The sequence below is a fragment of the Helicobacter cetorum MIT 99-5656 genome (genome assembly GCF_000259275.1).
Taxonomy (GTDB): Bacteria; Campylobacterota; Campylobacteria; order Campylobacterales; family Helicobacteraceae; genus Helicobacter; species Helicobacter cetorum.
The window spans coordinates 1-22,383 of the sequence record NC_017735.1 but is presented as its reverse complement, the minus strand read 5'-3'; the positions used below and the strand labels follow the sequence as shown (position 1 = coordinate 22,383).

The 22,383-nt window shown below is 36.0% G+C and carries 20 protein-coding genes, 5 tRNA genes and 3 pseudogenes; 23 read left to right on the top strand and 5 right to left on the bottom strand.

Annotated elements, in window-relative coordinates; all coding sequences use genetic code 11:
- The 11 genes and pseudogenes from HCD_RS00125 to sabA (HCD_RS09735) all read left to right on the top strand — a co-directional run bounded on the left by HCD_RS00125 (position 1) and on the right by sabA (HCD_RS09735) (position 11,044).
- Positions 1-294 carry a YbaB/EbfC family nucleoid-associated protein gene (locus tag HCD_RS00125; RefSeq protein ID WP_014658582.1) on the top strand — a complete coding sequence of 98 codons (294 nt, stop codon included), beginning with the start codon at positions 1-3 and terminating at the stop codon, positions 292-294.
- Complete coding sequence (locus HCD_RS00120) at positions 294-1,289, top strand: PDZ domain-containing protein (protein ID WP_014658581.1); 996 nt, start codon at positions 294-296, stop codon at positions 1,287-1,289. The genes HCD_RS00125 and HCD_RS00120 overlap by 1 nt, the downstream gene beginning before the upstream one ends.
- Positions 1,289-2,335: a P-type conjugative transfer protein TrbL gene (locus tag HCD_RS00115; RefSeq protein WP_014658580.1), complete on the top strand. Its 1,047-nt coding sequence runs from the start codon at positions 1,289-1,291 to the stop codon at positions 2,333-2,335. Before HCD_RS00120 ends, HCD_RS00115 begins: the two co-directional genes overlap by 1 nt.
- Positions 2,336-2,350: 15 nt before the next feature.
- On the top strand, positions 2,351-2,464 hold the full coding sequence (locus HCD_RS09485) for a hypothetical protein (RefSeq protein WP_014658579.1): 114 nt from the start codon (positions 2,351-2,353) through the stop codon (positions 2,462-2,464).
- Positions 2,461-3,198 (top strand): VirB8 family type IV secretion system protein, encoded by a 738-nt coding sequence (locus HCD_RS00110; RefSeq protein ID WP_014658578.1) that lies wholly within the window; start codon positions 2,461-2,463, stop codon positions 3,196-3,198. The genes HCD_RS09485 and HCD_RS00110 overlap by 4 nt, the downstream gene beginning before the upstream one ends.
- Positions 3,198-4,127, top strand: coding sequence for a TrbG/VirB9 family P-type conjugative transfer protein (locus HCD_RS00105; protein WP_014658577.1), 930 nt, complete (start codon positions 3,198-3,200; stop codon positions 4,125-4,127). The genes HCD_RS00110 and HCD_RS00105 overlap by 1 nt, the downstream gene beginning before the upstream one ends.
- The gene (locus HCD_RS00100) at positions 4,124-5,257 is read left to right on the top strand and encodes a DNA type IV secretion system protein ComB10 (RefSeq protein WP_014658576.1); all 1,134 of its coding nucleotides are present in this window, start codon (positions 4,124-4,126) and stop codon (positions 5,255-5,257) included. Before HCD_RS00105 ends, HCD_RS00100 begins: the two co-directional genes overlap by 4 nt.
- Positions 5,258-5,296: 39 nt before the next feature.
- Positions 5,297-6,714: pseudogene (locus HCD_RS00095) on the top strand (mannose-1-phosphate guanylyltransferase/mannose-6-phosphate isomerase).
- Positions 6,711-7,856: a GDP-mannose 4,6-dehydratase gene (gene gmd / locus HCD_RS00090; protein ID WP_014658575.1), complete on the top strand. Its 1,146-nt coding sequence runs from the start codon at positions 6,711-6,713 to the stop codon at positions 7,854-7,856. The pseudogene HCD_RS00095 and the gene gmd overlap by 4 nt, the downstream one beginning before the upstream one ends.
- Positions 7,849-8,790 (top strand): GDP-L-fucose synthase family protein, encoded by a 942-nt coding sequence (locus HCD_RS00085; protein WP_014658574.1) that lies wholly within the window; start codon positions 7,849-7,851, stop codon positions 8,788-8,790. Before gmd ends, HCD_RS00085 begins: the two co-directional genes overlap by 8 nt.
- A 283-nt stretch (positions 8,791-9,073) precedes the next feature.
- Entirely contained in the window at positions 9,074-11,044 is a 1,971-nt protein-coding gene (sabA, locus tag HCD_RS09735) for a Hop family adhesin SabA/HopD (protein ID WP_014658573.1), read from the top strand.
- 953 nt (positions 11,045-11,997) lie between these two features.
- Here the strand turns inward: sabA (HCD_RS09735) and sabA (HCD_RS09470) are convergent.
- The 3 genes and pseudogenes from sabA (HCD_RS09470) to HCD_RS09245 all read right to left on the bottom strand — a co-directional run bounded on the left by sabA (HCD_RS09470) (position 11,998) and on the right by HCD_RS09245 (position 14,018).
- On the bottom strand, positions 11,998-13,488 hold the full coding sequence (sabA, locus tag HCD_RS09470; RefSeq protein WP_227624888.1) for a Hop family adhesin SabA/HopD: 1,491 nt from the start codon (positions 13,486-13,488) through the stop codon (positions 11,998-12,000).
- A 28-nt stretch (positions 13,489-13,516) separates the two neighbouring features.
- Positions 13,517-13,759, bottom strand: a pseudogene (locus tag HCD_RS08830) (CAAX protease); the annotation flags it as partial.
- Positions 13,760-13,847: 88 nt separating this feature from the next.
- Positions 13,848-14,018 (bottom strand): hypothetical protein, encoded by a 171-nt coding sequence (locus tag HCD_RS09245; RefSeq protein WP_158308541.1) that lies wholly within the window; start codon positions 14,016-14,018, stop codon positions 13,848-13,850.
- A gap of 685 nt (positions 14,019-14,703) precedes the next feature.
- Here HCD_RS09245 and HCD_RS09770 point away from each other — a divergent pair.
- The 8 genes and pseudogenes from HCD_RS09770 to HCD_RS00035 form a co-directional block, all read left to right on the top strand.
- Positions 14,704-14,850 (top strand): annotated as a pseudogene (locus HCD_RS09770) (outer membrane beta-barrel protein); the annotation flags it as partial.
- 309 nt (positions 14,851-15,159) lie between these two features.
- Positions 15,160-15,507, top strand: coding sequence for a co-chaperone GroES (gene groES, locus HCD_RS00065; protein WP_014658571.1), 348 nt, complete (start codon positions 15,160-15,162; stop codon positions 15,505-15,507).
- 31 nt (positions 15,508-15,538) lie between these two features.
- The gene (gene groL / locus HCD_RS00060) at positions 15,539-17,179 is read left to right on the top strand and encodes a chaperonin GroEL (protein WP_014658570.1); all 1,641 of its coding nucleotides are present in this window, start codon (positions 15,539-15,541) and stop codon (positions 17,177-17,179) included.
- A 581-nt stretch (positions 17,180-17,760) separates the two neighbouring features.
- Positions 17,761-17,836: transfer RNA gene (locus HCD_RS00055), tRNA-Lys, on the top strand.
- Positions 17,837-17,851: 15 nt separating this feature from the next.
- Positions 17,852-17,926: transfer RNA gene (locus HCD_RS00050), tRNA-Glu, on the top strand.
- Between the two features lie 45 nt (positions 17,927-17,971).
- Positions 17,972-18,047: transfer RNA gene (locus HCD_RS00045), tRNA-Val, on the top strand.
- Positions 18,048-18,099: 52 nt separating this feature from the next.
- A tRNA-Asp gene (locus tag HCD_RS00040) sits at positions 18,100-18,176 on the top strand.
- A 61-nt stretch (positions 18,177-18,237) separates the two neighbouring features.
- Positions 18,238-18,313, top strand: a tRNA-Glu gene (locus HCD_RS00035).
- A gap of 37 nt (positions 18,314-18,350) precedes the next feature.
- On the opposite strand, the gene panC is transcribed toward HCD_RS00035, so the two are convergent.
- Both panC and pyrF read right to left on the bottom strand, forming a co-directional pair.
- A complete protein-coding gene (gene panC / locus HCD_RS00030; RefSeq protein WP_014658569.1) occupies positions 18,351-19,190 on the bottom strand; it encodes a pantoate--beta-alanine ligase in 840 nt (279 codons plus the stop codon).
- Complete coding sequence (gene pyrF, locus HCD_RS00025) at positions 19,191-19,874, bottom strand: orotidine-5'-phosphate decarboxylase (RefSeq protein WP_014658568.1); 684 nt, start codon at positions 19,872-19,874, stop codon at positions 19,191-19,193.
- A 126-nt stretch (positions 19,875-20,000) separates the two neighbouring features.
- Here pyrF and HCD_RS00020 point away from each other — a divergent pair, with 126 nt between their 5' ends.
- The 4 genes from HCD_RS00020 to nusB are packed head-to-tail and all read left to right on the top strand — an operon-like array spanning position 20,001 to position 22,367.
- Complete coding sequence (locus HCD_RS00020; RefSeq protein ID WP_041594850.1) at positions 20,001-20,660, top strand: carbonic anhydrase; 660 nt, start codon at positions 20,001-20,003, stop codon at positions 20,658-20,660.
- Positions 20,660-21,475: a 3-deoxy-8-phosphooctulonate synthase gene (gene kdsA, locus HCD_RS00015; RefSeq protein WP_014658566.1), complete on the top strand. Its 816-nt coding sequence runs from the start codon at positions 20,660-20,662 to the stop codon at positions 21,473-21,475. The genes HCD_RS00020 and kdsA overlap by 1 nt, the downstream gene beginning before the upstream one ends.
- 9 nt (positions 21,476-21,484) lie before the next feature.
- Positions 21,485-21,955: a 6,7-dimethyl-8-ribityllumazine synthase gene (gene ribH / locus HCD_RS00010; protein WP_014658565.1), complete on the top strand. Its 471-nt coding sequence runs from the start codon at positions 21,485-21,487 to the stop codon at positions 21,953-21,955.
- 1 nt (position 21,956) lies between these two features.
- A complete protein-coding gene (gene nusB / locus HCD_RS00005; RefSeq protein WP_014658564.1) occupies positions 21,957-22,367 on the top strand; it encodes a transcription antitermination factor NusB in 411 nt (136 codons plus the stop codon).
- Positions 22,368-22,383: the final 16 nt, after the last annotated feature.

The window sequence follows — 22,383 nt, the reverse complement described above, 5'->3', positions numbered from 1 at the left end:
ATGGATTTTAGTCAATTGAGTGGGTTACTAGATGGGGTTAAAAAAGAGTTTAGCCAATTAGAAGAAAAGAGTAAAGACACCATTTATACTTCAAAAAGCGGTGGCGGAATGGTGAGCGTGAGTTTTAATGGTGTGGGGGAATTAGTGGATTTGCAAATTGATGATAGCTTATTAGAAGATAAGGAAGCTATGCAAATTTATCTAATGAGTGCTTTAAATGACGGGTATAAAAACATAGAAGAAAACAGAAAAAACTTAGCCTTTAACATGCTAGGGAATTTTAGCAAATTGTGATGTTTCACAAAGTTTTAATCGCTCTTATTGTTTTTTTTAATGGCTTAGGGGCTTATGATTTTAAGCATTGTCAAGCCTTTTTTAAAGAAGCCAGCCTTAAAAATGGGGGCGTGGCCTTAAAAGAATTGCCTAAGGGCGTGTATTTATACTATTCTACAACTTATCCTACGCATGCTAAAGTGATTAAATCTGACCCTTTTATAGGGTTATATTTATTACAAAGCACCCCAAGTAAGTATGCTTATGAATTAAGAGATTTAGATAAAAATGCCCTAATAAGGCCTATGGCTAGTGTGGGGGCTACTCACGCCTTACAAACACAATTGCTTTTCAAACAACAAGGCTATAGCCACTACGCTCAAATCTCACAAAAAACTCAAAAAAATGGTGTGATTAGTAATATTTGCTATCAAATGTTAGGTTTAGGCGTAGGGGGGAATGGCTTTATTGAAGCGAAGTTTATCAGGCGGTTTTTGAATCAAAAAGAGCCTTATTATGGCGATATAGGGGTGCGTTTAGATGAAAAAAGCAAGCGTTTAATCGTGGAGCAATTTGACCCCTTTTTTCCTAAAAATCCTTTTTTAAAAAATGATGAAATCCTATCTATTAACGACCACAAACTCCATTCGCTCGCTCAATTTGAATGGGTGGTGAGCCATCTCAAATACCAAAGCCTTGCGAAAGTGAAAATCAAGCGAAACCATAAAGTCAAAGAAGTTGTAATCAAAGTCAATAAGCGTTATGGGGGGTTTTTGCTCAAGGATACTTTTTTGGAGCGTTATGGCGTTGTCTTAGACAAGCATTTTACTATCACTAAAATCGGCAATAATTTACCCAAAGGCTTGAATGTCTTAAGGCTTGGCGACAGGATTTTATGGGTGAATCGTAAAGATGTGGCGTTTAATCAAAAGGCTTTAAGAAGGGCGTTTAGCTCACCTAAAATTGAATTATTGATTATGCGTAAAGGCTTTGAATTTTACATTAAAATCCGTTGATGAAAAACAATGCTTATGAGATTATCCTTTCTTGGTTTATCACACCGCTTACAGCGATTTTAGGGCGTTTTGCTGAATTTTTTCTCTACACTTTACATGCACAATTTGTTTTTAATAGCGTGGTCGCTTTGGCATTCATGCTTTTTGCTTATAAAAGCTTAAAAGAACAGAACTTATTCAGCTCTAGCACGCTCTTAGAAGCGTTGTTGTTTGTAGGATTTTTTGCACTCTTTAACTACGCTTTAAAAAACCCCATGCACTTTTATGAATTTTTTCAAAATGCCATTTTTATTCTACCTAACATGCTCACACAAGCCCTAACTCAGAGCTTGGCAACTTTTTCAGATTACACGCTTTCAATAGATTTTATCTTCAATCATGGTTTTTATGCTCTTAGTTTTATCAGTGATTTGAGCCATAAAGAAGTGGGTGTTTGGCTCATCTTAAGCGTTTTACAAGCTCTTTTTTTAAGCGTGCTGTTTGCAATCATTATCTTAGTTTATTTAGAAGTGCATGTGTGGTGTTCTTTAGGGGTATTACTTTTAGCCTTTGGGTTTTTCAAATCGTGGCGAAGCGTTTTAATTATGTGTCTTAAAAAATGCCTAGCCCTTGGATTTTACAAGCCTTTTTTGTTAGTGGTGGGGTTTTTGAATGTGTCAGTTACTCAGGCTTTAATCAAAGCTCATATGCAAGAACAACAAGACTTAAGCCTTTTATTAGTGGTGGCGTTATTTTTGTGCTGTGCATTAATTATAGGCGTGCCTTTTTTCATTAACGCCCTTTTTAGAACACAAAACAGCCTTAAAGAAACTTACAAACTCGCCACCAATTTAGGCACCAATCTCAATCAAAACGCCCTTAATTCGTTGCGATACATAACCACGCAATCAAATGTTTCTCACTCAACAACTGAGAGCAAGGAACAAATAAGCCCTACGCATTCCCCCATCTTCAAGGTAGAAACCACTCCATTAGATGTAAAAATTCCCAATTTCAAGCAAAAAAAGGTTAAAAAGGATACAATAAAGCCACAAAATGAAATTTAAATAAACGAGATTTTAATGAAAATTTTTTTTGTTATTCTTGGGCTTGTGTTGTTAGGTTGCTCCAGCAAGGTGCATGAAATGAAGAAAAGCCCCTGTGCATTCTATGAAAACCCACTGAGTCTTGCATGAAAGAAAAGCCTTTTAATAGCGAGCAACTGATCTATTTAGAAGAGCTTTTAAATTCTCAAGAAAAGCATTTAGAAAACAAACTCTCTAGTTTTTCTGTGAATGATTTGGATATGGAGAGTGTGTTTAGGCTAGAGAGAAATCGCTTAAAAATCGCTTACAGACTCTTAGGCTTAATGAGTGTTATCGCTCTTATTTTAGCTATTGTTTTAATTAGCCTTTTACCCCTACAAAAAACCGAACACCATTTTGTGGATTTTTTAAATCAGGATAAGCATTATGCTATTATTCAAAGAGCAGATAAAAGCATTTCCAATAACGAAGCCTTAGTGCGTTCGCTCATTGGGGCGTATGTGCTAAATAGAGAGAGTATTAATCGTATTGATGATAAGTCTCGCTATGAATTAGTGCGATTACAAAGTAACGCTAAAGTGTGGCAACGCTTTGAAAATTTGATTAAAACAAAAAATAGCATTTACGCACAGAGCCATTTAGAAAGAGAAGTCCATATTGTAAATATTGCGATTTATCAGCAAGATAATAACCCAATCGCTAGTGTGTCTATTATGGCAAAACTTATGAATGAAAATAAGCTCGTGTATGAAAAGCGTTTTAAAATTGTGTTAAGTTATGTGTTTGACACCCCTGATTTTGATTACGCTTCCATGCCTAAAAATCCTACCGGTTTTAAAATCACTCGCTACAGCATTACAGAAATCACGAATAGGAATGATTAATGCGGAATTTTTTATTAAGCTTAATGCTAGTTTTTAGCTTAATAAAAGCTGATGAGTTTGTAGAAGAATCTAATGAAAAAGCTCCAACAAATTTAAACCACCCCATGCAAGATTTAAACGCCATTCAAAACAGCTTTTTTGATAAAAACCGCTCAAAAATGTCTAACACTTTGAATATTGATTATTTTCAAGGACAAACTTATAAAATCCGCTTACGCTATGCAATGGCGACTTTATTGTATTTCTCTAAGCCTATCAAAGATTTTGTGCTAGGGGATAAGGTGGGCTTTAATGCAAAAATCTTAGAAAGTAACGAGCGAATTTTACTCATCAAGCCTTTACAAATCGGTGTGGATTCTAATATCAGCGTGATTGATGATGAAGGCAAGATTTTTTCTTTCTATGTGTTTTCTACCACCTTTACAAGTTCTAAACACCCTAATTTACAAGTCTATATAGAAGATAAGAACTACTATGCTAACGCTTTTATCAAGCCCCAAAAAGAAAATGCCCTTGAAAAACCCCCTAAAGAAAAGCCTTTTAAAGAGATAAAACCATTAGAAGAAGTAATAACGATTGGCGATAGCACTAATTCTATGAAAATCATTAAAAAAGATATTAAAAAAGGTTATACAGCCTTAAAAAGCTCTCAAAGAAAATGGTATTGCTTGTGGCTATGCTCTAAAAAATCTAATCTCTCTTTAATGCCTAAAGAAATTTTTAATGACAAACACTTCACTTATTTTAAATTTGATAAAAAGTTAGCGTCTTCTAAATTTCCGGTTATCTATAAAGTCGTTGATGGTTATGACAATCCGGTGAATACTAGAATCGTAGGCGATTACATTATTGCTGAAGATGTTTCAAGTAAATGGACTTTAAGGCAAGGCAAAGACTATTTGTGCATCCGCTTTAAGGCTCAAAAATGAATAAATGGCTTAAAGGGGTGCTTATTTTTGTAGGGTGTTTTGTAGTGATTATGGCTACTTCTTTAATCTATCATAAAAAACCAAAAGCCCCTTTAAATAACCAACCAAATCTCTTAAGTGATGATGAAGTGAAATACCCCTTAGGCGACTATACTTTCACTCAAAATTCAAACCAAACTAACAAAGACAGCTCCAAAGACGCTACCATAAAAGCCTTACAACAACAGCTACAAACCGCCCTAAAAGCCTTAAATTCTCAAAAAATCAGCCCCCCTAGACAAGAAATTCCACAAGATTTCACAAAGCCTACCACAAAGACAAACCACTCCAAAAGAGACTTTTCTTTAGAGCAATTAGATTTATTAGCCTCTCGTATAACCCCCTTTGAAGAAAGCCCTAAAAACTACGAAGAAAACCTTATTTTTCCTATAGATTCTTCTAAAGGCATAGATAGTTTTACTAATCTTAAAGACAAAGACATCGCCACGAATGAAAACAAGCTTTTAAGAACCATTACTGCAGATAAAATGATACCAGCCTTTTTAATCACGCCCATTTCTAGTCAAATCGCTGGTAAGGTCATCGCCCAAGTAGAGAGCGATATTTTTGCGAATATGGGAAGAGCGGTGCTTATTCCTAAAGGCTCTAAAGTCATCGGCTATTACAATAATAATAACAAAATGGGGGAATATCGCCTAGATATTGTATGGACTAGGATTATCACACCCCATGGCATAAATATCATGCTCACTAACGCTAAAGGAGCGGATATTAAGGGCTATAATGGCTTAGTTGGCGAACTCATTGAAAGGAATTTCCAACGCTATGGCATGCCCTTACTTCTTTCTACGCTCACTAATGGCTTATTGATAGGCTTAACTTCTGCTTTAAACAATAAGGGCAACAAGGAAGAAACAACGAATTTTTTTGGAGATTATCTCTTAATGCAAATGATGAGACAAAGTGGCATGGGGATTAACCAAGTTATCAATCAAATTTTAAGAGATAAGAGTAAAATTGTCCCTATTGTAGTCATTAGAGAAGGGAGTAGGGTATTCATCTCGCCAAATACGGATATTTTTTTTCCTATACCTAGAGAGAATGAAGTCATCGCTGAGTTTTTGAAGTAGAAACGCTATAATAAATCCTTAAAAACTAAAAGAGAATGCATGATTAAAAATATTTTATTGAGTGGGGGGAGTGGCAAACGCCTATGGCCACTAAGTCGTGGTCTATACCCTAAACAATTTTTAAAGCTATTTAATGACAAAAGCTTGTTTGAACTAAGTTTTAAAAGAAACACCCCCTTAGTAGATGAAACGCTTGTAGTGTGTAATGAGCAACATTATTTTTTAGCCCTAGAAGAAGTAGAGAGTGAGATAAAAAATAAAAAAATAATGTTAGTTTTTTGCTAGAGAGTTTGAGTAAAAATACCGCTAATGCCATTACCTTAAGCGCTTTAATGAGTAATAAAGAAGATATTTTGATTGTTACGCCAAGCGACCACTTGATTAAGGACGCTCAAGCGTATGAGAATGCTATAAAAAAAGCGATTGAGTTAGCTAAACAAGGCCTTTTAGTTACCTTTGGCATTAGCATTGATGAGCCTAACACGGAGTTTGGGTATATTGAAAGCTCTAATGCCCTAGATGTCAAGCGTTTCATTGAAAAGCCGAGTTTACAAAAGGCTATAGAGTTTCAAAAAAGTGGGGATTTTTATTTCAATAGTGGCATGTTTGTGTTTCAAGTAGGCGCATTTTTAGAAGAATTAAAAAAACATGCCCCTAGCATTTTAAAGGGGTGTGAGAAAGCGTTTGAAAATCTAACGAATTCGCATTTTTTTGAGAATAAAGTCGCACGCTTGAGTATTGAAAGCATGCAAAATTTAGAAGATGTGAGTATTGACATAGCCTTAATGCAACAAAGTCAAAAAATCAAAATGGTGGAATTAAACGCTAAATGGAGTGATTTAGGGAGTTTCAACGCTCTTTCTAAAGAAGTGGCTAATGATAAAGAAACTAACGCTAATTTAAATCAAACGCCTATTTTTGCTAAAGAGAGTAAAAATAATTTAGTGTTCTCTAATAAAACGACGGCTCTTTTAGGCGTTGAGAATTTAGCCATTATTGATACTAAAGACGCTCTTTTAATCGCTCATAAAGACAAATCTAAGGACTTAAAAGCTTTGGTAGGCGAGATAGAAAAACATAACAAGGAATTATTACAAGCCCACACTAAAGTTTATCGCCCTTGGGGGAGTTATGAAGTCTTGCATGAGAGTTCTCATTACAAGGTTAAGATTTTAGAAGTTAAATCTAATGCTAGGCTTTCTTTACAAAAGCATTTTCATAGGAGCGAACACTGGGTGGTGATTAGCGGAATGGCAAGTGTGGAGTTAGATAATAAAACTTTTGAATTACAAGCTAATGAATCCACTTATATACCTAAAAACACCTTACACCGCCTAGCTAATTATGGCAAAATTCCTTTGATTATTATAGAAGTTCAAGTGGGCGAGTATGTCGGCGAAGATGATATTATAAGAATTAATGATGATTTTAACAGACAGAATAAGGAAAATAAATGAAAGAAAAAATCGCCTTAATCACCGGAGTTACTGGGCAAGATGGGAGTTATCTAGCCGAGTATTTGTTAAATCTTGGCTATGAAGTGCATGGGCTAAAAAGACGCTCTTCTAGTATTAATACTTCTAGGATTGACCACTTATATGAAGATTTGCATAGCGAACATAAAAGGCGTTTTTTCTTGCACTATGGAGATATGACTGATTCTTCTAATCTCATTCATCTAATCGCTACCACAAAGCCTACAGAAATTTACAATCTAGCCGCTCAAAGCCATGTTAAAGTCTCTTTTGAGACCCCCGAATACACCGCAAATGCTGATGGCATAGGTACGCTTAGGATTTTAGAAGCTATGCGGATTTTAGGCTTAGAAAATAAGACTAGATTTTATCAAGCCAGCACGAGTGAATTATATGGCGAAGTCTTAGAAACCCCACAAAATGAAAATACCCCCTTTAACCCACGAAGCCCCTATGCTGTTGCTAAAATGTATGCCTTTTACATCACTAAAAATTACAGAGAAGCCTATAATTTATTCGCCGTTAATGGCATACTCTTTAACCATGAGAGTAAAGTAAGGGGCGAAACTTTTGTAACCCGTAAAATCACACGAGCGGTAAGTGCTATGGCGTATAACTTAAATGATTGCTTGTATTTAGGGAATTTAGACGCTAAAAGAGACTGGGGGCATGCAAAAGATTATGTGAAAATGATGCATTTAATGCTCCAAGCAAAAGCCCCACAAGATTATGTGATTGCCACAGGAAAAACGACAAGTGTGCGTGATTTTGTGAAAATGAGCTTTGAATTTATCGGTATAGATTTAGAATTTCAAAATACGGGCATTAAAGAAATCGCTTTAATTAAAAGCATTGATGAAAAAAGAGCAAACGCCTTAAATTTAGATTTAAGCCATTTGAAGTTAGGACAAATTGTGGTGCGTATAGATGAACGCTATTTTAGGCCTACAGAAGTAGACTTGCTCTTAGGCGACCCCTCTAAGGCTGAAAGAGAGCTAGGCTGGGTGAGAGAATACGATTTAAAAGAGTTAGTCAAGGACATGCTAGAGCATGATTTAAAAGAATGTCAAAAAAGCCTTTACTTACAAGAGGGGGGCTATACTTTAAGGAATTTTTATGAATGAAATCATTTTAATCACCGGTGGCTATGGGATGGTTGGGCAAAACACCGCTTTGTATTTTAAAAAAAATAAGCCTAATATTACCTTACTAACCCCTAAAAAAAACGAGTTAGATTTATTAGATAAAGACAATATTCAAGCGTATCTAAAAAAATACAAGCCCACAGGGATAATCCATTGTGCTGGAAGAGTGGGGGGCATTGTAGCGAATATGAACGCCCTTTCAACTTATATGCTAGAAAATATGCTTATGGGCTTGTATCTCTTTTCTAGCGCAATCAATTGTGGGGTTAAAAAGGCGATTAATTTAGCAAGCTCTTGTGCCTATCCAAAATACGCCCCTAACCCTTTAAAAGAGAGCGATTTACTCAATGGCTCTTTAGAGCCAACGAATGAAGGCTACGCTCTAGCCAAGCTCTCTGTAATGAAGTATTGCGAATATGTGAGTGCTGAAAGAGATGTTTTTTATAAAACCTTAGTGCCTTGCAATCTCTATGGTGAGTTTGACAAGTTTGAAGAAGGCGTAGCTCATATGATACCAGGGCTCATTGCTAGAATGCATAGTGCCAAACTAAAGGGTGAAAAAGAATTTACTATGTGGGGCGATGGCAGTGCAAAAAGAGAATATCTAAACGCCAAAGATTTAGCCAAATTCATCGCCCTAGCTTATGAAAATATCACTGAAATTGAAAGCGTAATGAATGTAGGCTCTGGCATAGACTACACTATTGAAGAGTATTATAAAATGGTCGCGAAAACTTTAGATTATAAAGGCGAGTTTGTTAAAGATTTATCTAAACCAGTGGGCATGCAACAAAAGCTTATGGATATCTCCAAACAAAAGGCCTTAAAATGGGAATTAGAAATCACTCTAGAACAGGGTATTAAAGAAGCTTATGAATATTATTTGAAAACTCAAACTAAAGCAAATTCTTAAGCGTGTATTTTTGCAAACAACGATGTTTGGTATTGTGTAATATCCTTTTTGTGATAGCCTAAAGGGATAACCACACCACACTCTCATAATAAGTCCAAGATTTACCCAAAAACTACTAAACTACCTAAAATATTTAAATATGTCTCTAAATTTCAAAAAAAAAAAACAATATTTGTGTTACAATTCTTTCATCTACAAAAAATCCATGTTCTTAAAAACTTCATTCCATAACTAGTCTTTTAAGGATATGTTTTTAATTAAAATCCACAAGAAGGAACACAGAATGATAAAAATCAAAAAAACTAGCATGGCTCTAGCCTTAAGCCTATTTCTAAGCGGTCTTCATGCCGAAGATAACGGCTTTTTTGTAAGCGTAGGCTATCAAATCGGTCAGGCTTCTCAAATGGTTAAAAACACTGGCGAGTTGCAAAAACTCAATGATAGCTATAAGGATTTACAAAATAGTTTGCTCCAATTACAAGAATTAAAGCGCGCCATAAGCGATGGGAGCAATCAGGGTAAAATTCAAGGGGCTGTAACCACTATCAATGCCATTGCTAGTAACAACTACACCCAAAAAGATTCATCTCCTGCATGGCAAGCGGTGAATGCCGCTATTCAAACTGCTTTAGGCACATGGCACACCTATAGTGAAAGAGTGGGTGGGGGCAACAAAGCTGAATACACTGGAAGTATAACCAGTGATTTTAAACACGCTTTAGATGAAATTTACAAAAAACTCCTAGAAGCCCAACAAAAAATGGGTGCTTTAAATACTAATGCAACAAATCATTCAAGTTCTCATGCAGTTGCTATAGTTAAAATGGCTGCAGAAACTAAAACAGAAGAACAGCATCAAACTCAGTTTACTGAAAACCTAGAAGATCCTAAGGTGCTTTTAAAAGAAACCAAATTGTTTTTAGAAGTCATTGCTAAGGGCTGTGGGTCTAATAATAGCACAAGTGGTGGGTTAAAGGTTGCTTCAGTTGCTGGCATAAGTTGCACTTATGGGGGCAGAAACCCATGGATTCAAATTCCTGGTAGTCCTGGGGGTATGGGTGATATATCTTCTTACAAACAAGCTATGAAAATGCTTACCGCCGCCCAACAAATTATTGATGAAGTCAATATTGTTCAAGATAAAGTTCATAGCCTACAAAGTCAAAGCACACAATCAACTAAAGGCGAACAATTCAATCAAAATTTCCATGCTATTGCTAGCACTCAACAACAAATCACTGATTTAGCCAACCAAATTTCTAATGATTATAATAGTATAGATATTACGCAAAGAAACTTTCTGAATGCTTGTGGCGATAGGGGGAACAACATACAGACATTCTATAGCTGTATACACATACAAAAAAGCATTGATGCCCTTAAATACTATAATGCTTACTATGGCAATCAAACCACCCAAAACCTTCAACTCGCCAACGATGTCTATTATCTCAACCAAAATAAAGAGAACATTAAAAACACTTACGCTCAAGCCCAACAATTACAAGAAGCTATTATGACCATGCCAGGCAATAAACTCGCTTTAAGTAATACCGCTTATACCACTCAAGACCCTAACGCCCCTATGGGCAATCAAGCCGTCTATAGAACTAATCTAGTCCAGCAATCCAACCTAACTAACGCTCTAGCGGCAATGAGTGCTAACCCCTTTAGAAATATAGGCGTTATCAAATCTCAAGGTAATAGCGGTGTGATGAATGGTATAGGTGTCCAACTAGGTTATAAACAATTCTTTGGAGCAACAAAGAGAATGGGAGCTAGGTATTATGGTTTCTTTGATTATAACCACACCTATATTAAATCAGATTTCTTTAACTCTGCTTCTAATGTCTTAACTTATGGGGTGGGTTCAGACTTCTTGTATAACTTTATCAATGATAAAGAAATGAAAAAAAATAGACTCTCTTTTGGGGGCTTTGCTGGAATTGCTTTAGCAGGAACTTCATGGCTTAATAGCGATAAGGCTGTTCTTTTAAACACGCCTGAGTTTAACGCATCTAACACGCCTTATAAAGCGAGTGTGAGTGCATCTAATTTCCAATTCTTATTTAACTTTGGATTAAGAATGAATTTAGCAGATAATTCTAAAAAGAATGAACATGCTATCCAACATGGTATTGAACTAGGCATTAAGATTCCTACCATCAATACCAGCTACTATTCTTTCTTAGGAGCTAAACTAGAATACAGAAGGCTCTATAGCGTCTATTTGAACTATGTGTTTGCATATTAAATCTCTTAACCCCTTTTAAAAAGGGGCAATTTATTCTAAGGCTCTTTTTAGCTTTCTCTTAGATACTCTTAAATTTTTGCAACTTAGAACTAACTTATTTAACACTAAAAGAGTGTTTAGAGTTGGATAGGGGATTAAAGCTTTTTATTGTTGATTTTTGTTGTTGCTCTGTTATCGTTGCTTTTAGGTTTAGGTTTTAATTCTTTGTTCTTGTTTAACTCCTTGTTTATATCTTTGCTCTTTTTTAGTTTAATTTCTTTATTGTTGCTTTTAGTTTTATTTTTTATTGTGTGTTCCTTGTTTTTTGTTTAGTTTTGTTTTAGTTCTCTGTTATTGTTGTTTTTAGGTTTAGGTTTTAGTTCTTTGTTCTTGTTTAACTCCTTGCTTTAGTTTTTTATTTTTTTCATCTTTTTTAACCGCTTTTAATACAAATCATTTTTTTAGGTTTTGTTGCTATTATTTTTAATCTTGTTGTTGGTTTTTGTTGTTGTTTTTTGTTCTTGTTTTTTAGTTTTAACTCTGTTATCGTTGTTTTTTGTTCTTTATCTCTGCTTTTTATTCTTGCTATGAACTCTTTATAACACTTCAAATTCAAGTTAATGTTATACATTGTTATAGTAGTGTTGTTAATAAAAATTTTAATTTTTATATTGTTTTATGTTTTAGCGCTAACTATTCTTAAGGTTACTATGATTTTGGGTTATGGGTTAAGGCATAATTGTTAAATCTTTTTTATCTGTAGTTTTTTAGGTTGAGCTTATTCCAAGAGAATAAAACTTGAGAGCGTTAAAGCACAGACTGATATTCTTTTAAATAATGGGGGTCTTTTAAAGAACATTATTTTTTGATGCTTCTTAAAGTCTTGAGTTTGTTGCAAAAATTTAAGAGTATCTAAGTGAAAGCTAAAAAGAGCCTTAGAATAAATTGCCCCTTTTTAAAAGGGGTTAAGAGATTTAATATGCAAACACATAGTTCAAATAGACGCTATAGAGCCTTCTGTATTCTAGTTTAGCTCCTAAGAAAGAATAGTAGCTGGTATTGATAGTAGGAATCTTAATGCCTAGTTCAATACCATGTTGGATAGCATGTTCATTCTTTTTAGAATTATCTGCTAAATTCATTCTTAATCCAAAGTTAAATAAGAATTGGAAATTAGATGCACTCACACTCGCTTTATAAGGCGTGTTAGATGCGTTAAACTCAGGCGTGTTTAAAAGAACAGCCTTATCGCTATTAAGCCATGAAGTTCCTGCTAAAGCAATTCCAGCAAAGCCCCCAAAAGAGAGTCTATTTTTTTTCATTTCTTTATCATTGATAAAGTTATACAAGAAGTCTGAACCCACCCCATAAGTTAAGACATTAGAAGCAGAGTTAAAGAAATCTGATTTAATATAGGTGTGGTTATAATCAAAGAAACCATAATACCTAGCTCCCATTCTCTTTGTTGCTCCAAAGAATTGTTTATAACCTAGTTGGACACCTATACCATTCATCACACCGCTATTACCTTGAGATTTGATAACGCCTATATTTCTAAAGGGGTTAGCACTCATTGCCGCTAGAGCGTTAGTTAGGTTGGATTGCTGGACTAGATTAGTTCTATAGACGGCTTGATTGCCCATAGGGGCGTTAGGGTCTTGAGTGGTATAAGCGGTATTACTTAAAGCGAGTTTATTGCCTGGCATGGTCATAATAGCTTCTTGTAATTGTTGGGCTTGAGCGTAAGTGTTTTTAATGTTCTCTTTATTTTGGTTGAGATAATAGACATCGTTGGCGAGTTGAAGGTTTTGGGTGGTTTGATTGCCATAGTAGTTGATACTTGCTTCTGTAGCCCTAGCAGATTCGGCAGGGTTGGCACAAGCTTTGGTTGTCATACTTTGAGTGCCTTGTTGTCCATTAGTTTGAATACTAGAACAATCTTGAAAATGTGTTTGTGCAGTTTTATCCATTGAATGATAGATGTTAACAACTTGGTTGGCTAAATCCATGATTTGTTTTTGATAAGCAGCAGATGCTTTAAAGTTTTGATTAAAAATAGTTGGGTTAGCTTTGCTTCCTGCGTGTTCAGATTGCAAGTTTTTTTGTGTGGCGTTAAGGTGATTAGTAGCATTGATGAGTTCTTGGGCAACTTTCAAAGCTTCATTGACTTTCTTAAACGCAGGCAATTGCGTTACTTCGTTATCTTGCCCACCAAGAAACTGGTCGGTTTGTCCTCCAGCCCATGCTCTGGTTTTGGCAAAATCATCCATCATGGTTTGTGCTTGTGTTAAGATTGCTTGGGGGCTATTACCAGAGGTATTGGTGTCTGAATTTGCGTTTCCTTTATCCGTGCTGATAGCCGTTAGTTTGGGTAGGGCAGTATTGATTGCTTGGGCTAGGCTGTTGATAGTGGTTTGGCTTTGTTGCCATTTTTGTTGGTGCTGAACATGAGAATTAATACCCATGTTACCATTCCAATTTTTCTTTTTCAAAATGACTAATAGCTTTTTTAATGCCCTTGTTATTGCTTTCAAAGACCCACTCACTCCCTTTAATTTGAGTTAGGCAATAATCTAGTGCGTTGCGTAAGTAAATCTCTAAATTAGAATTTTAGGTGTGATTAGGCTAATGAGTTTTAAATTTTCTTTGTATTGCTCTAGGCTGTCATAAGTCTCTAGTCTGTCTTTGGATAAAATGAGCCGTAACATCGTTTTTGAAATATTGTAAATCTTGCATAGTGTCTCTTAAATGGATTATTCATAGACTACACCCTAAAAACTTCCAATTGAGAAGCTTTATGCAGGTCATTATCGCCTTTTAATCATCAAGCATCTATAGTTGTATGCCCTACTCTGACACCTTTCATTACGCCTAGAACTTCTCTCATCTCATAAAGAGGATAAGCAGAATCGTTGTTTTTTGTGCTGTTAGTGTTTATGCCAGCTTGTATGCCTTCTTTAGCCTTGTCATAAGAACCACCTTTTTTTAATGCCACCAGCAATCATTCCTACCCCCATGATTCCTTGTGTGCCAAAGATAGCGTTTAATTATAACAGAGATTTTTAAAAGTGCTTTTAAAGACAAAACTAATACAATAATGACAGAAATCTTTAAGTATACAAAATCTAACCCCCCCTTCGTTTTAATTTTGGTCTTTTCATTTTATTGGATATGTTGCTATCCAACATATTATCTATAGCAGTCTTTATAATCCTATGATTATCAATTTATTCTTGTGTCCATAGCAGATGGTAATCTCTTAATACCTAAGACATCTCTAGGCGAAACCAAAAACATATATTTTGCCATAGGATTGGGCTTAAATCTAGGTTATAAATGGATAGGCAAGGGTGATAAACTAAGCATATCGGTTTTAGAGGAGAGGCTTTTTATGATTACAATGAAGTTACAATAATTATAATTGTCATAATAGATTCAATCAGACTCCTATGGTTTTAAAAGTTTGGAAAGATTGTTAAAAGCTACCGAAAAAATTGTAGATATTAACACCTATGGTGTTTATATGAATTTTCTCTTAATTTATTGATAAAGAAAATTGGTTTCTGGACTCACGATTGAGTATTGCTTTAGCTGGTGTTAGCTATTTCTCAAAATATTATGATAAATACAAAAATTATCTAAAATTTTCACACATTAAGCGCTAAGCTACACACTTTCAGTTTTTTGTTGATTTGGGATTGCGTTTTGGATGTAGACACAATTATTTTGAGCTAGGGGTAAAAATACTAACCATAAAAAACACTTATTTGCAAAATAAGCCCCACTACTCTTTAGCTCTACAACGAAGTTTTTCTGCTTATTTTTAGCTTTGGAACTTTTGATTGACCTAATTAAAATTGCCTTATCTCAAATACTCATCTCTAATTATCTCTCTTTAATGATCTATATCAAACAAAAATCTCACACAATTTTTAGCATATTGTACGCCACCACACAAATACTTTAAATAAAAATATTTAGAAAACTTTATACTAATAGACTAAATAATCTTTATAGTTATAACATTAGATTTTGTTTCATTGCTTGACTTATGGCTAAAAATGCGCTATAGTGGTGGCGCTTAAAAATACTAAGCGCTAAATTTCTATTTTAATTTTGAACTTAGGAGAACTGATATGAAGTTTCAGCCATTAGGAGAAAGAGTCTTAGTAGAAAGACTTGAAGAAGAAAACAAAACAAGCTCAGGAATCATTATCCCTGATAACGCTAAAGAAAAGCCTTTAATGGGCGTAGTTAAAGCTGTTAGTCATAAGATTAGCGAAGGTTGCAAATGTGTCAAAGAGGGCGATGTTATCGCTTTTGGTAAATACAAAGGCACAGAAATCGTTTTAGATGGCACAGATTACATGGTGTTAGAATTAGAAGATATTCTAGGCATAGTGGGTGCAGGTTCTTGTTGTCATGGCGGTCATCATGACCATAAACATGGTGCAGAACATAACTCTTGCTGTCATGGACACTAAAAACATTAAATATTATTATTAAGGATACAAAATGGCAAAAGAAATTAAATTTTCAGATACCGCAAGAAATCATTTATTTGAAGGCGTTAAGCAACTCCATGATGCTGTAAAAGTTACTATGGGGCCAAGAGGTAGAAATGTATTGATTCAAAAAAGCTATGGCGCTCCAAGCATTACTAAAGACGGCGTGAGCGTGGCTAAGGAAATTGAATTAAGCTGTCCTGTGGCTAATATGGGTGCTCAACTTGTTAAAGAAGTGGCAAGCAAAACCGCCGATGCAGCAGGCGATGGCACTACAACAGCAACCGTTCTAGCTTATAGCATTTTTAAAGAAGGTTTGAGAAATATTACTGCTGGGGCTAATCCAATTGAAGTGAAGCGTGGTATGGATAAAGCCGCTGAAGCTATCATTAATGAGCTTAAAAAATCTAGCAAAAAAGTAGGCGGTAAAGAAGAAATCACTCAAGTGGCTACCATTTCTGCAAATTCTGACCACAATATCGGAAAACTCATCGCTGATGCTATGGAAAAAGTAGGCAAAGACGGCGTGATTACCGTTGAAGAAGCTAAAGGTATTGAAGATGAATTAGATGTGGTAGAAGGCATGCAATTTGACAGAGGCTATCTCTCCCCTTATTTTGTAACTAATGCTGAGAAAATGACCGCTCAACTAGATAACGCTTACATTCTTTTGACTGATAAGAAAATTTCTAGCATGAAAGACATTCTTCCACTATTAGAAAAGACTATGAAAGAGGGAAAACCGCTTTTAATCATCGCTGAAGATATTGAAGGCGAGGCATTAACCACTCTAGTGGTAAATAAACTTAGAGGTGTATTAAATGTAGCCGCTGTTAAAGCTCCAGGCTTTGGCGATAGAAGAAAAGAAATGTTAAAAGACATCGCCATTTTAACCGGTGGTCAAGTCATTAGCGAAGAATTAGGTCTAACTTTAGAAAACGCTGAAGTAGAGCTTTTAGGAAGAGCTGGAAGAATTGTGATTGACAAAGACAACACCACTATCGTAGATGGTAAGGGTCATAGTGATGAGGTTAAAGACAGAGTCGCACAAATTAAAACTCAAATTGAAGCTACAACAAGCGATTATGATAAAGAAAAATTACAAGAAAGATTAGCCAAACTCTCTGGCGGTGTAGCAGTGATTAAAGTAGGTGCTGCTTCTGAAGTAGAGATGAAAGAAAAGAAAGACAGAGTAGATGACGCCTTAAGTGCGACAAAAGCGGCTGTTGAAGAAGGCATTGTAATCGGCGGTGGTGCAGCACTCATTCGTGCGGCTCAAAAAGTGGATTTAAAATTACACGATGATGAAAAAGTGGGCTATGATATTATTATGCGTGCGATTAAAGCTCCATTAGCTCAAATTGCTGCTAATGCGGGTTATGATAGCGGCGTAGTCGTGAATGAAGTAGAAAAACACGAAGGGCACTTTGGCTTTAATGCAAGCAATGGCACTTATGTAGATATGTTTAAAGAAGGTATCATTGACCCCTTGAAAGTAGAAAGAATCGCTTTACAAAATGCGGTTTCAGTTTCAAGCCTGCTTTTAACTACAGAAGCCACAGTGCATGAAATCAAAGAAGAAAAAGCAACCCCAGCAGTGCCAGATATGGGTGGAATGGGAGGTATGGGAGGTATGGGTGGCATGATGTAAGCCCCCTTACTCTACAAAGAGAACACTCGTTCTCTTTGCCCCCTAAAAAATAAGACCTAATATCCTTTTAGACAAACACGATTAAAGACAATCACTTGAGAGAGATTTTACTAAGGCTATACATACAATAAGCGTTGCTCTTTATTCCTAAGTATTCATTAAATAAGTTTCATGCTTTTTGGCTACTCTACCTAGCATAATAATTTTTAACAAGAGATGTTTTTACAAGTTTTACAGGGACAAACAACACATTTAATATTCTATTGTTAGCTATCGTAGTTCTCTACAAGTGCTTTTTATTAACGCTCAAATGAGCTCTTTTAAGAAAATATACAAAACTTTATACAAACAAAACCCCTGTTAAAATCATTCATTTATTCTTCCCTAAAAGTCAAGCTAAGAGACCTATTTTGCACTGATATGATGAAATTACTCCATTGTCTTCATAAGATTGAGTTTTTTATTTGGTTAAAAAATTTCCATATTTTTCAATCATTCTTGACAAGCATTAAAAAAAATTGTATTATTTCAAAGTCTTTTTTAAACAAGTAGGCGTTTTATTGTTTGTTTTCTTTTTGTGAGACCCGTTAGCTCAGCCGGTAGAGCAATTCCCTTTTAAGGAATGGGCCGTTGGTTCGAATCCAACACGGGTCACCATTAATTGAGCATAGTGGCTCCTTCATCTAGTGGTTAGGATACCACCCTTTCACGGTGGTTACAGGGGTTCAAATCCCCTAGGAGTCACCACTCTTTTTAGAATAAGTTTTAGCTGTATTTGTCTCAGCAATGTGTGGTCGCTTAGCTCAGTTGGTAGAGCGCTACCCTTACAAGGTAGATGTCATAAGTTCGAGTCTTATAGCGACCACCATTTTTACTTGACTTCAAGCACACGAAATTATTTTAGCTGTGAAGTTTGATATGGAGCGGTAGTTCAGCTGGTTAGAATATCTGCCTGTCACGCAGGGGGTCGCGGGTTCGAGTCCCGTCCGCTCCGCCACCAAATGCTTTTTAAATCTTTTTATCGCTCGTTTTTGTTTGTTTCAATTAGTAATGAGTATGACCCTTTCATCTAGTGGCCAAGGATACCACCCTTTCACGGTGGAAACGGAAGTTCAAATCTTTCAAGGGTCGCCAAACAAACCTTTATACAACAATATAAAAACAGAAAATTTCACACCCATAAATTATCTAAAAGCCTGGTTTTACCCACACGCACCGCTACTAAAATAAGCGTGTTAAATGACTCTATGGTTTTTAAAGACTCTAGTTTATGGTTACAAAATTCCAAATAATTCACTTCTAAGTTTTCTAAAACTTTAAGCCCTAGAATCTTAAGTTTATCACACGCCTTTTCGCCCTTATCTATGGCTTGCTTGATAGTTTCTAAGGCTTTAGGGATGGCTAGGGCTTGTTTTCTTTCAAATTCATTTAAATACACATTCCTAGAGCTTAAAGCTAGATTGTCAACATCACGCACAATTTCGCATGGCATTATCTCAATATCTAAAAGCAAGTCTTTGACTAAGTGCTGAATGATTAAAAGCTGTTGGGCGTCCTTTTTGCCAAAATACGCTCTAGTAGGACAAATGAGATGAAATAGCTTTAATACCACTTGCGCCACCCCATCAAAATGCCCTTCTCGTTGCGCCCCCTCTAAAGAATTTGCTAAATATAAGGGCGCTTTTATAGGCATGCGTGTTATTTGGCATTCAAAGCCATAGGGATACATCTCATCAGCTTTAGGGACAAACACCGCATTAACGCCCACTTCTTCACACAAGCTCAAATCCTTTTCTAAAACTCGTGGGTAAGCGTTAAAATCTTCGTTAGCCCCAAATTGTGTGGGATTGACAAAAATGCTAACAATAGTATGAGTGTTTTCTTTCAGGCTTCTCTCTATCAAGCTTTGATGCCCTTTGTGTAAGGCTCCCATAGTCGGCACAAAACCCACGCTTTCTTTTAAGCTCTTACGATATTTTCTTAAAGCAATGATAGTTTCTAAAACTTGCATTTAGCATTCCTTTAAAAGCTCTAAAACAATTTCTCTAGGCTCTTTAGCTTGATAAATAGGGCGACCCACCACAATAAAATCGCTTAGATTTTCTCTGGCTTCTCTAGCGTTAGCCACCCTTTCTTGGTCTTCTTTATCGCTTTTATTGAGTCTAATACCTGGTGTTAAGGTCAAAAAGTCCTTGCCCAAACTCTCTTTAATTGCTAAACTTTCAAACACCGAACACACCACCCCATCAATGCCGCTTTCTTTGCCTATAGTGCTTAACTTTATAGCTTGAGCTTTCAAAGGGGCGTTATACACACTCAAAAATTCATCTTCACTAAAACTTGTTAGAGCGCTCACACCCATAATTAGGGGGCGTTTTTTGAGTGTATTTAAGCGTTGCATTAAAGTTTGCATAGCGGTCTTACCACTACTTAAATGAATGGTTAGCATATCAATGTCTAATTTTGCGCATTCTAGTGCGGCATTTGCCATAGTATAGGGAATATCATAGAGTTTCAAATCCAAAAAAATCTTAAAGTTTTCATCAATCTCTTTAATCTCATCTAAAAAAACAAACCCGTCTCTTATAAAAGACCTAAGCCCCACCTTAGCCCATAAATCTAAGCCCTTCAATTCTTTTAGCAAGGAAAGATTATCTTTTTTTTCTTCTAAGTCTAATGCGACACATAATTGCATAAAAGCCCTTTAAAATGTAAAATAACGCCATTATAACAAAAAGAAATTTAAGAACTTTTAGCTATGATAAGCGTTTGAAAACAAAACAAATTTTAATAAAAGACTATTTTTAAAAGGTTAAGCGTGATTAAGGCATTTCAAGGAGCATTGGAATTTCAAGAGAATGAGTATGAAGAGTTAAAAGAGCTTTATGAGAGTTTAAAGACTAAACAAAAGCCCCACACTTTGTTTATTTCCTGTGTGGATTCACGAGTAGTGCCAAATTTAATCACAGGCACAAAACCTGGAGAATTGTATGTGATTCGCAATATGGGCAATATTGTGCCACCAAGTGAGCTAACTTGCCAAGAACAAGCCCTTTCTACGATTGCAAGCATTGAATACGCTATCGTGCATGTAGGCATTCAAAACATCATTATTTGTGGGCATAGCAATTGTGGGGCTTGTGGGAGCATTCATCTGATTGATGATGAAAAAACAAGAGCTAAAACCCCCTATATTGAAAGCTGGATTAAATTCTTAGAGCCTATTAAAGAAGAATTAAAAGACTATCCGCATTTTAGCAACCATTCTGCAAAGCGTTCGTGGCTTACAGAGCGTTTGAATGTGCGTTTGCAACTCAAAAATCTCTTGAGTTATGACTTCATTAAAGAGAGAGTTGCTAATAATGAATTGAAAATCTTTGGCTGGCATTATGTGATAGAAACCGGTAAAATTTATAATTATGATTTTGAAAGTCATGTCTTTAAACCTATTGAAAGAAAAGATAAAACAAAGGATATTTGATGAAGCCACTTAAAAGCGTTCTAGTTGCTGGACCATGCGTAATTGAGAGCTTAGAAAATCTAAGAAGTATCGCTACCAAGTTACAACCCCTAGCAAAGAATGAAGAGCTAGATTTTTATTTTAAAGCGAGTTTTGACAAGGCTAATCGCACGAGTTTAGAAAGCTACAGAGGGCCTGGTTTAGAAAAGGGCTTAGAAATGTTACAAACCATTAAAGATGAATTTGGCTATAAGATTCTAACTGATGTGCATGAAAGCTATCAAGTGAGTGCTGTGGTAAAAGTGGCGGATATTTTACAAATTCCGGCGTTTTTATGCCGTCAAACGGATTTGATTGTAGAAGCGAGCAAAACAAACGCCATCATCAACATCAAAAAAGGGCAATTTATGAACCCAAAAGACATGCAATATTCTGTCTTAAAAGCCCTTAAAACCAGAGATAGTAGTATTTCTAGCCCCACTTATGAAAAGGCTTTGGCTAATAATGTGTGGCTGTGTGAAAGGGGGAGTAGCTTTGGGTATGGGAATTTAGTTGTAGATATGCGTTCTTTAAAAATAATGCGAGAATTTGCCCCTGTGATTTTTGATGCCACTCATAGCGTGCAAATGCCAGGGGGTGCGAAGGGAAAAAGTTCTGGGGATAGCTCTTTTGCCCCTATTTTAGCCAGAGCTGCAGCTGCGGTGGGTATTGATGGGTTGTTTGCTGAAACACATATTGACCCCAAAAACGCCCTAAGTGATGGGGCAAACATGCTCAAACCTGATGAGCTTGAAAGCTTAGTAACAGACTTACTAAAAATTCAAAATTTATTTTAAAGGAAATTCATGCAACTAATAGAGGGAAAATTACAATTGCAGGGGAATGAAAGAATCGCTGTTTTAACATCTCGTTTTAATCATATTATCACAGACAGATTACAAGAAGGGGCGATTGATTGTTTTAAAAGGCATGGGGGCAATGAAAAGCTTTTAGACATTATTCTAGTGCCTGGGGCTTATGAATTGCCCTTTATTTTAGACAGATTATTAGAGAGTAAAAAATATGATGGCGTGTGTGTTTTAGGAGCGATTATTAGGGGGGGGACTCCGCATTTTGATTATGTAAGTGCAGAAGCGACTAAGGGCATTGCAAACACGATGTTAAAATACAACCTACCGGTAAGCTTTGGAGTGCTAACCACAGATAATATTGAACAAGCGATTGAAAGAGCAGGAAGCAAAGCCGGAAATAAAGGCTTTGAAGCGATGAGCACGCTCATTGAACTACTAAGCTTGTGCCAAACTCTTAAGGGTTAAAATGGCGACACGAACTCAAGCTAGGGGAGCTGTAATTGAATTATTGTATGCGTTTGAGAGTGGGAATGAAGAAATTAAAAAAATCGCAACTAGCATGTTAGAAGAAAAAAAGATTAAAAATAATCAACTCGCTTTTGCTCTGAGTCTTTTTAATGGTGTGTTAGAAAAAATAGCTGAAATTGATACTCTCATTGAACCGCATTTAAAAGACTGGGATTTCAAGCGCTTAGGGAGTATGGAAAAGGCGATTTTACGCTTAGGGGCGTATGAAATTTGCTTCACGCCCACTGAAAACCCTATCGTGATTAATGAGTGCATAGAGCTTGGCAAACTCTATGCTGAGCCTAACACCCCTAAATTTCTAAACGCTATCTTGGATTCTTTGAGCAAGAAGCAAACTATGGCTTTCTAAATTTAGAAAGCCCCTA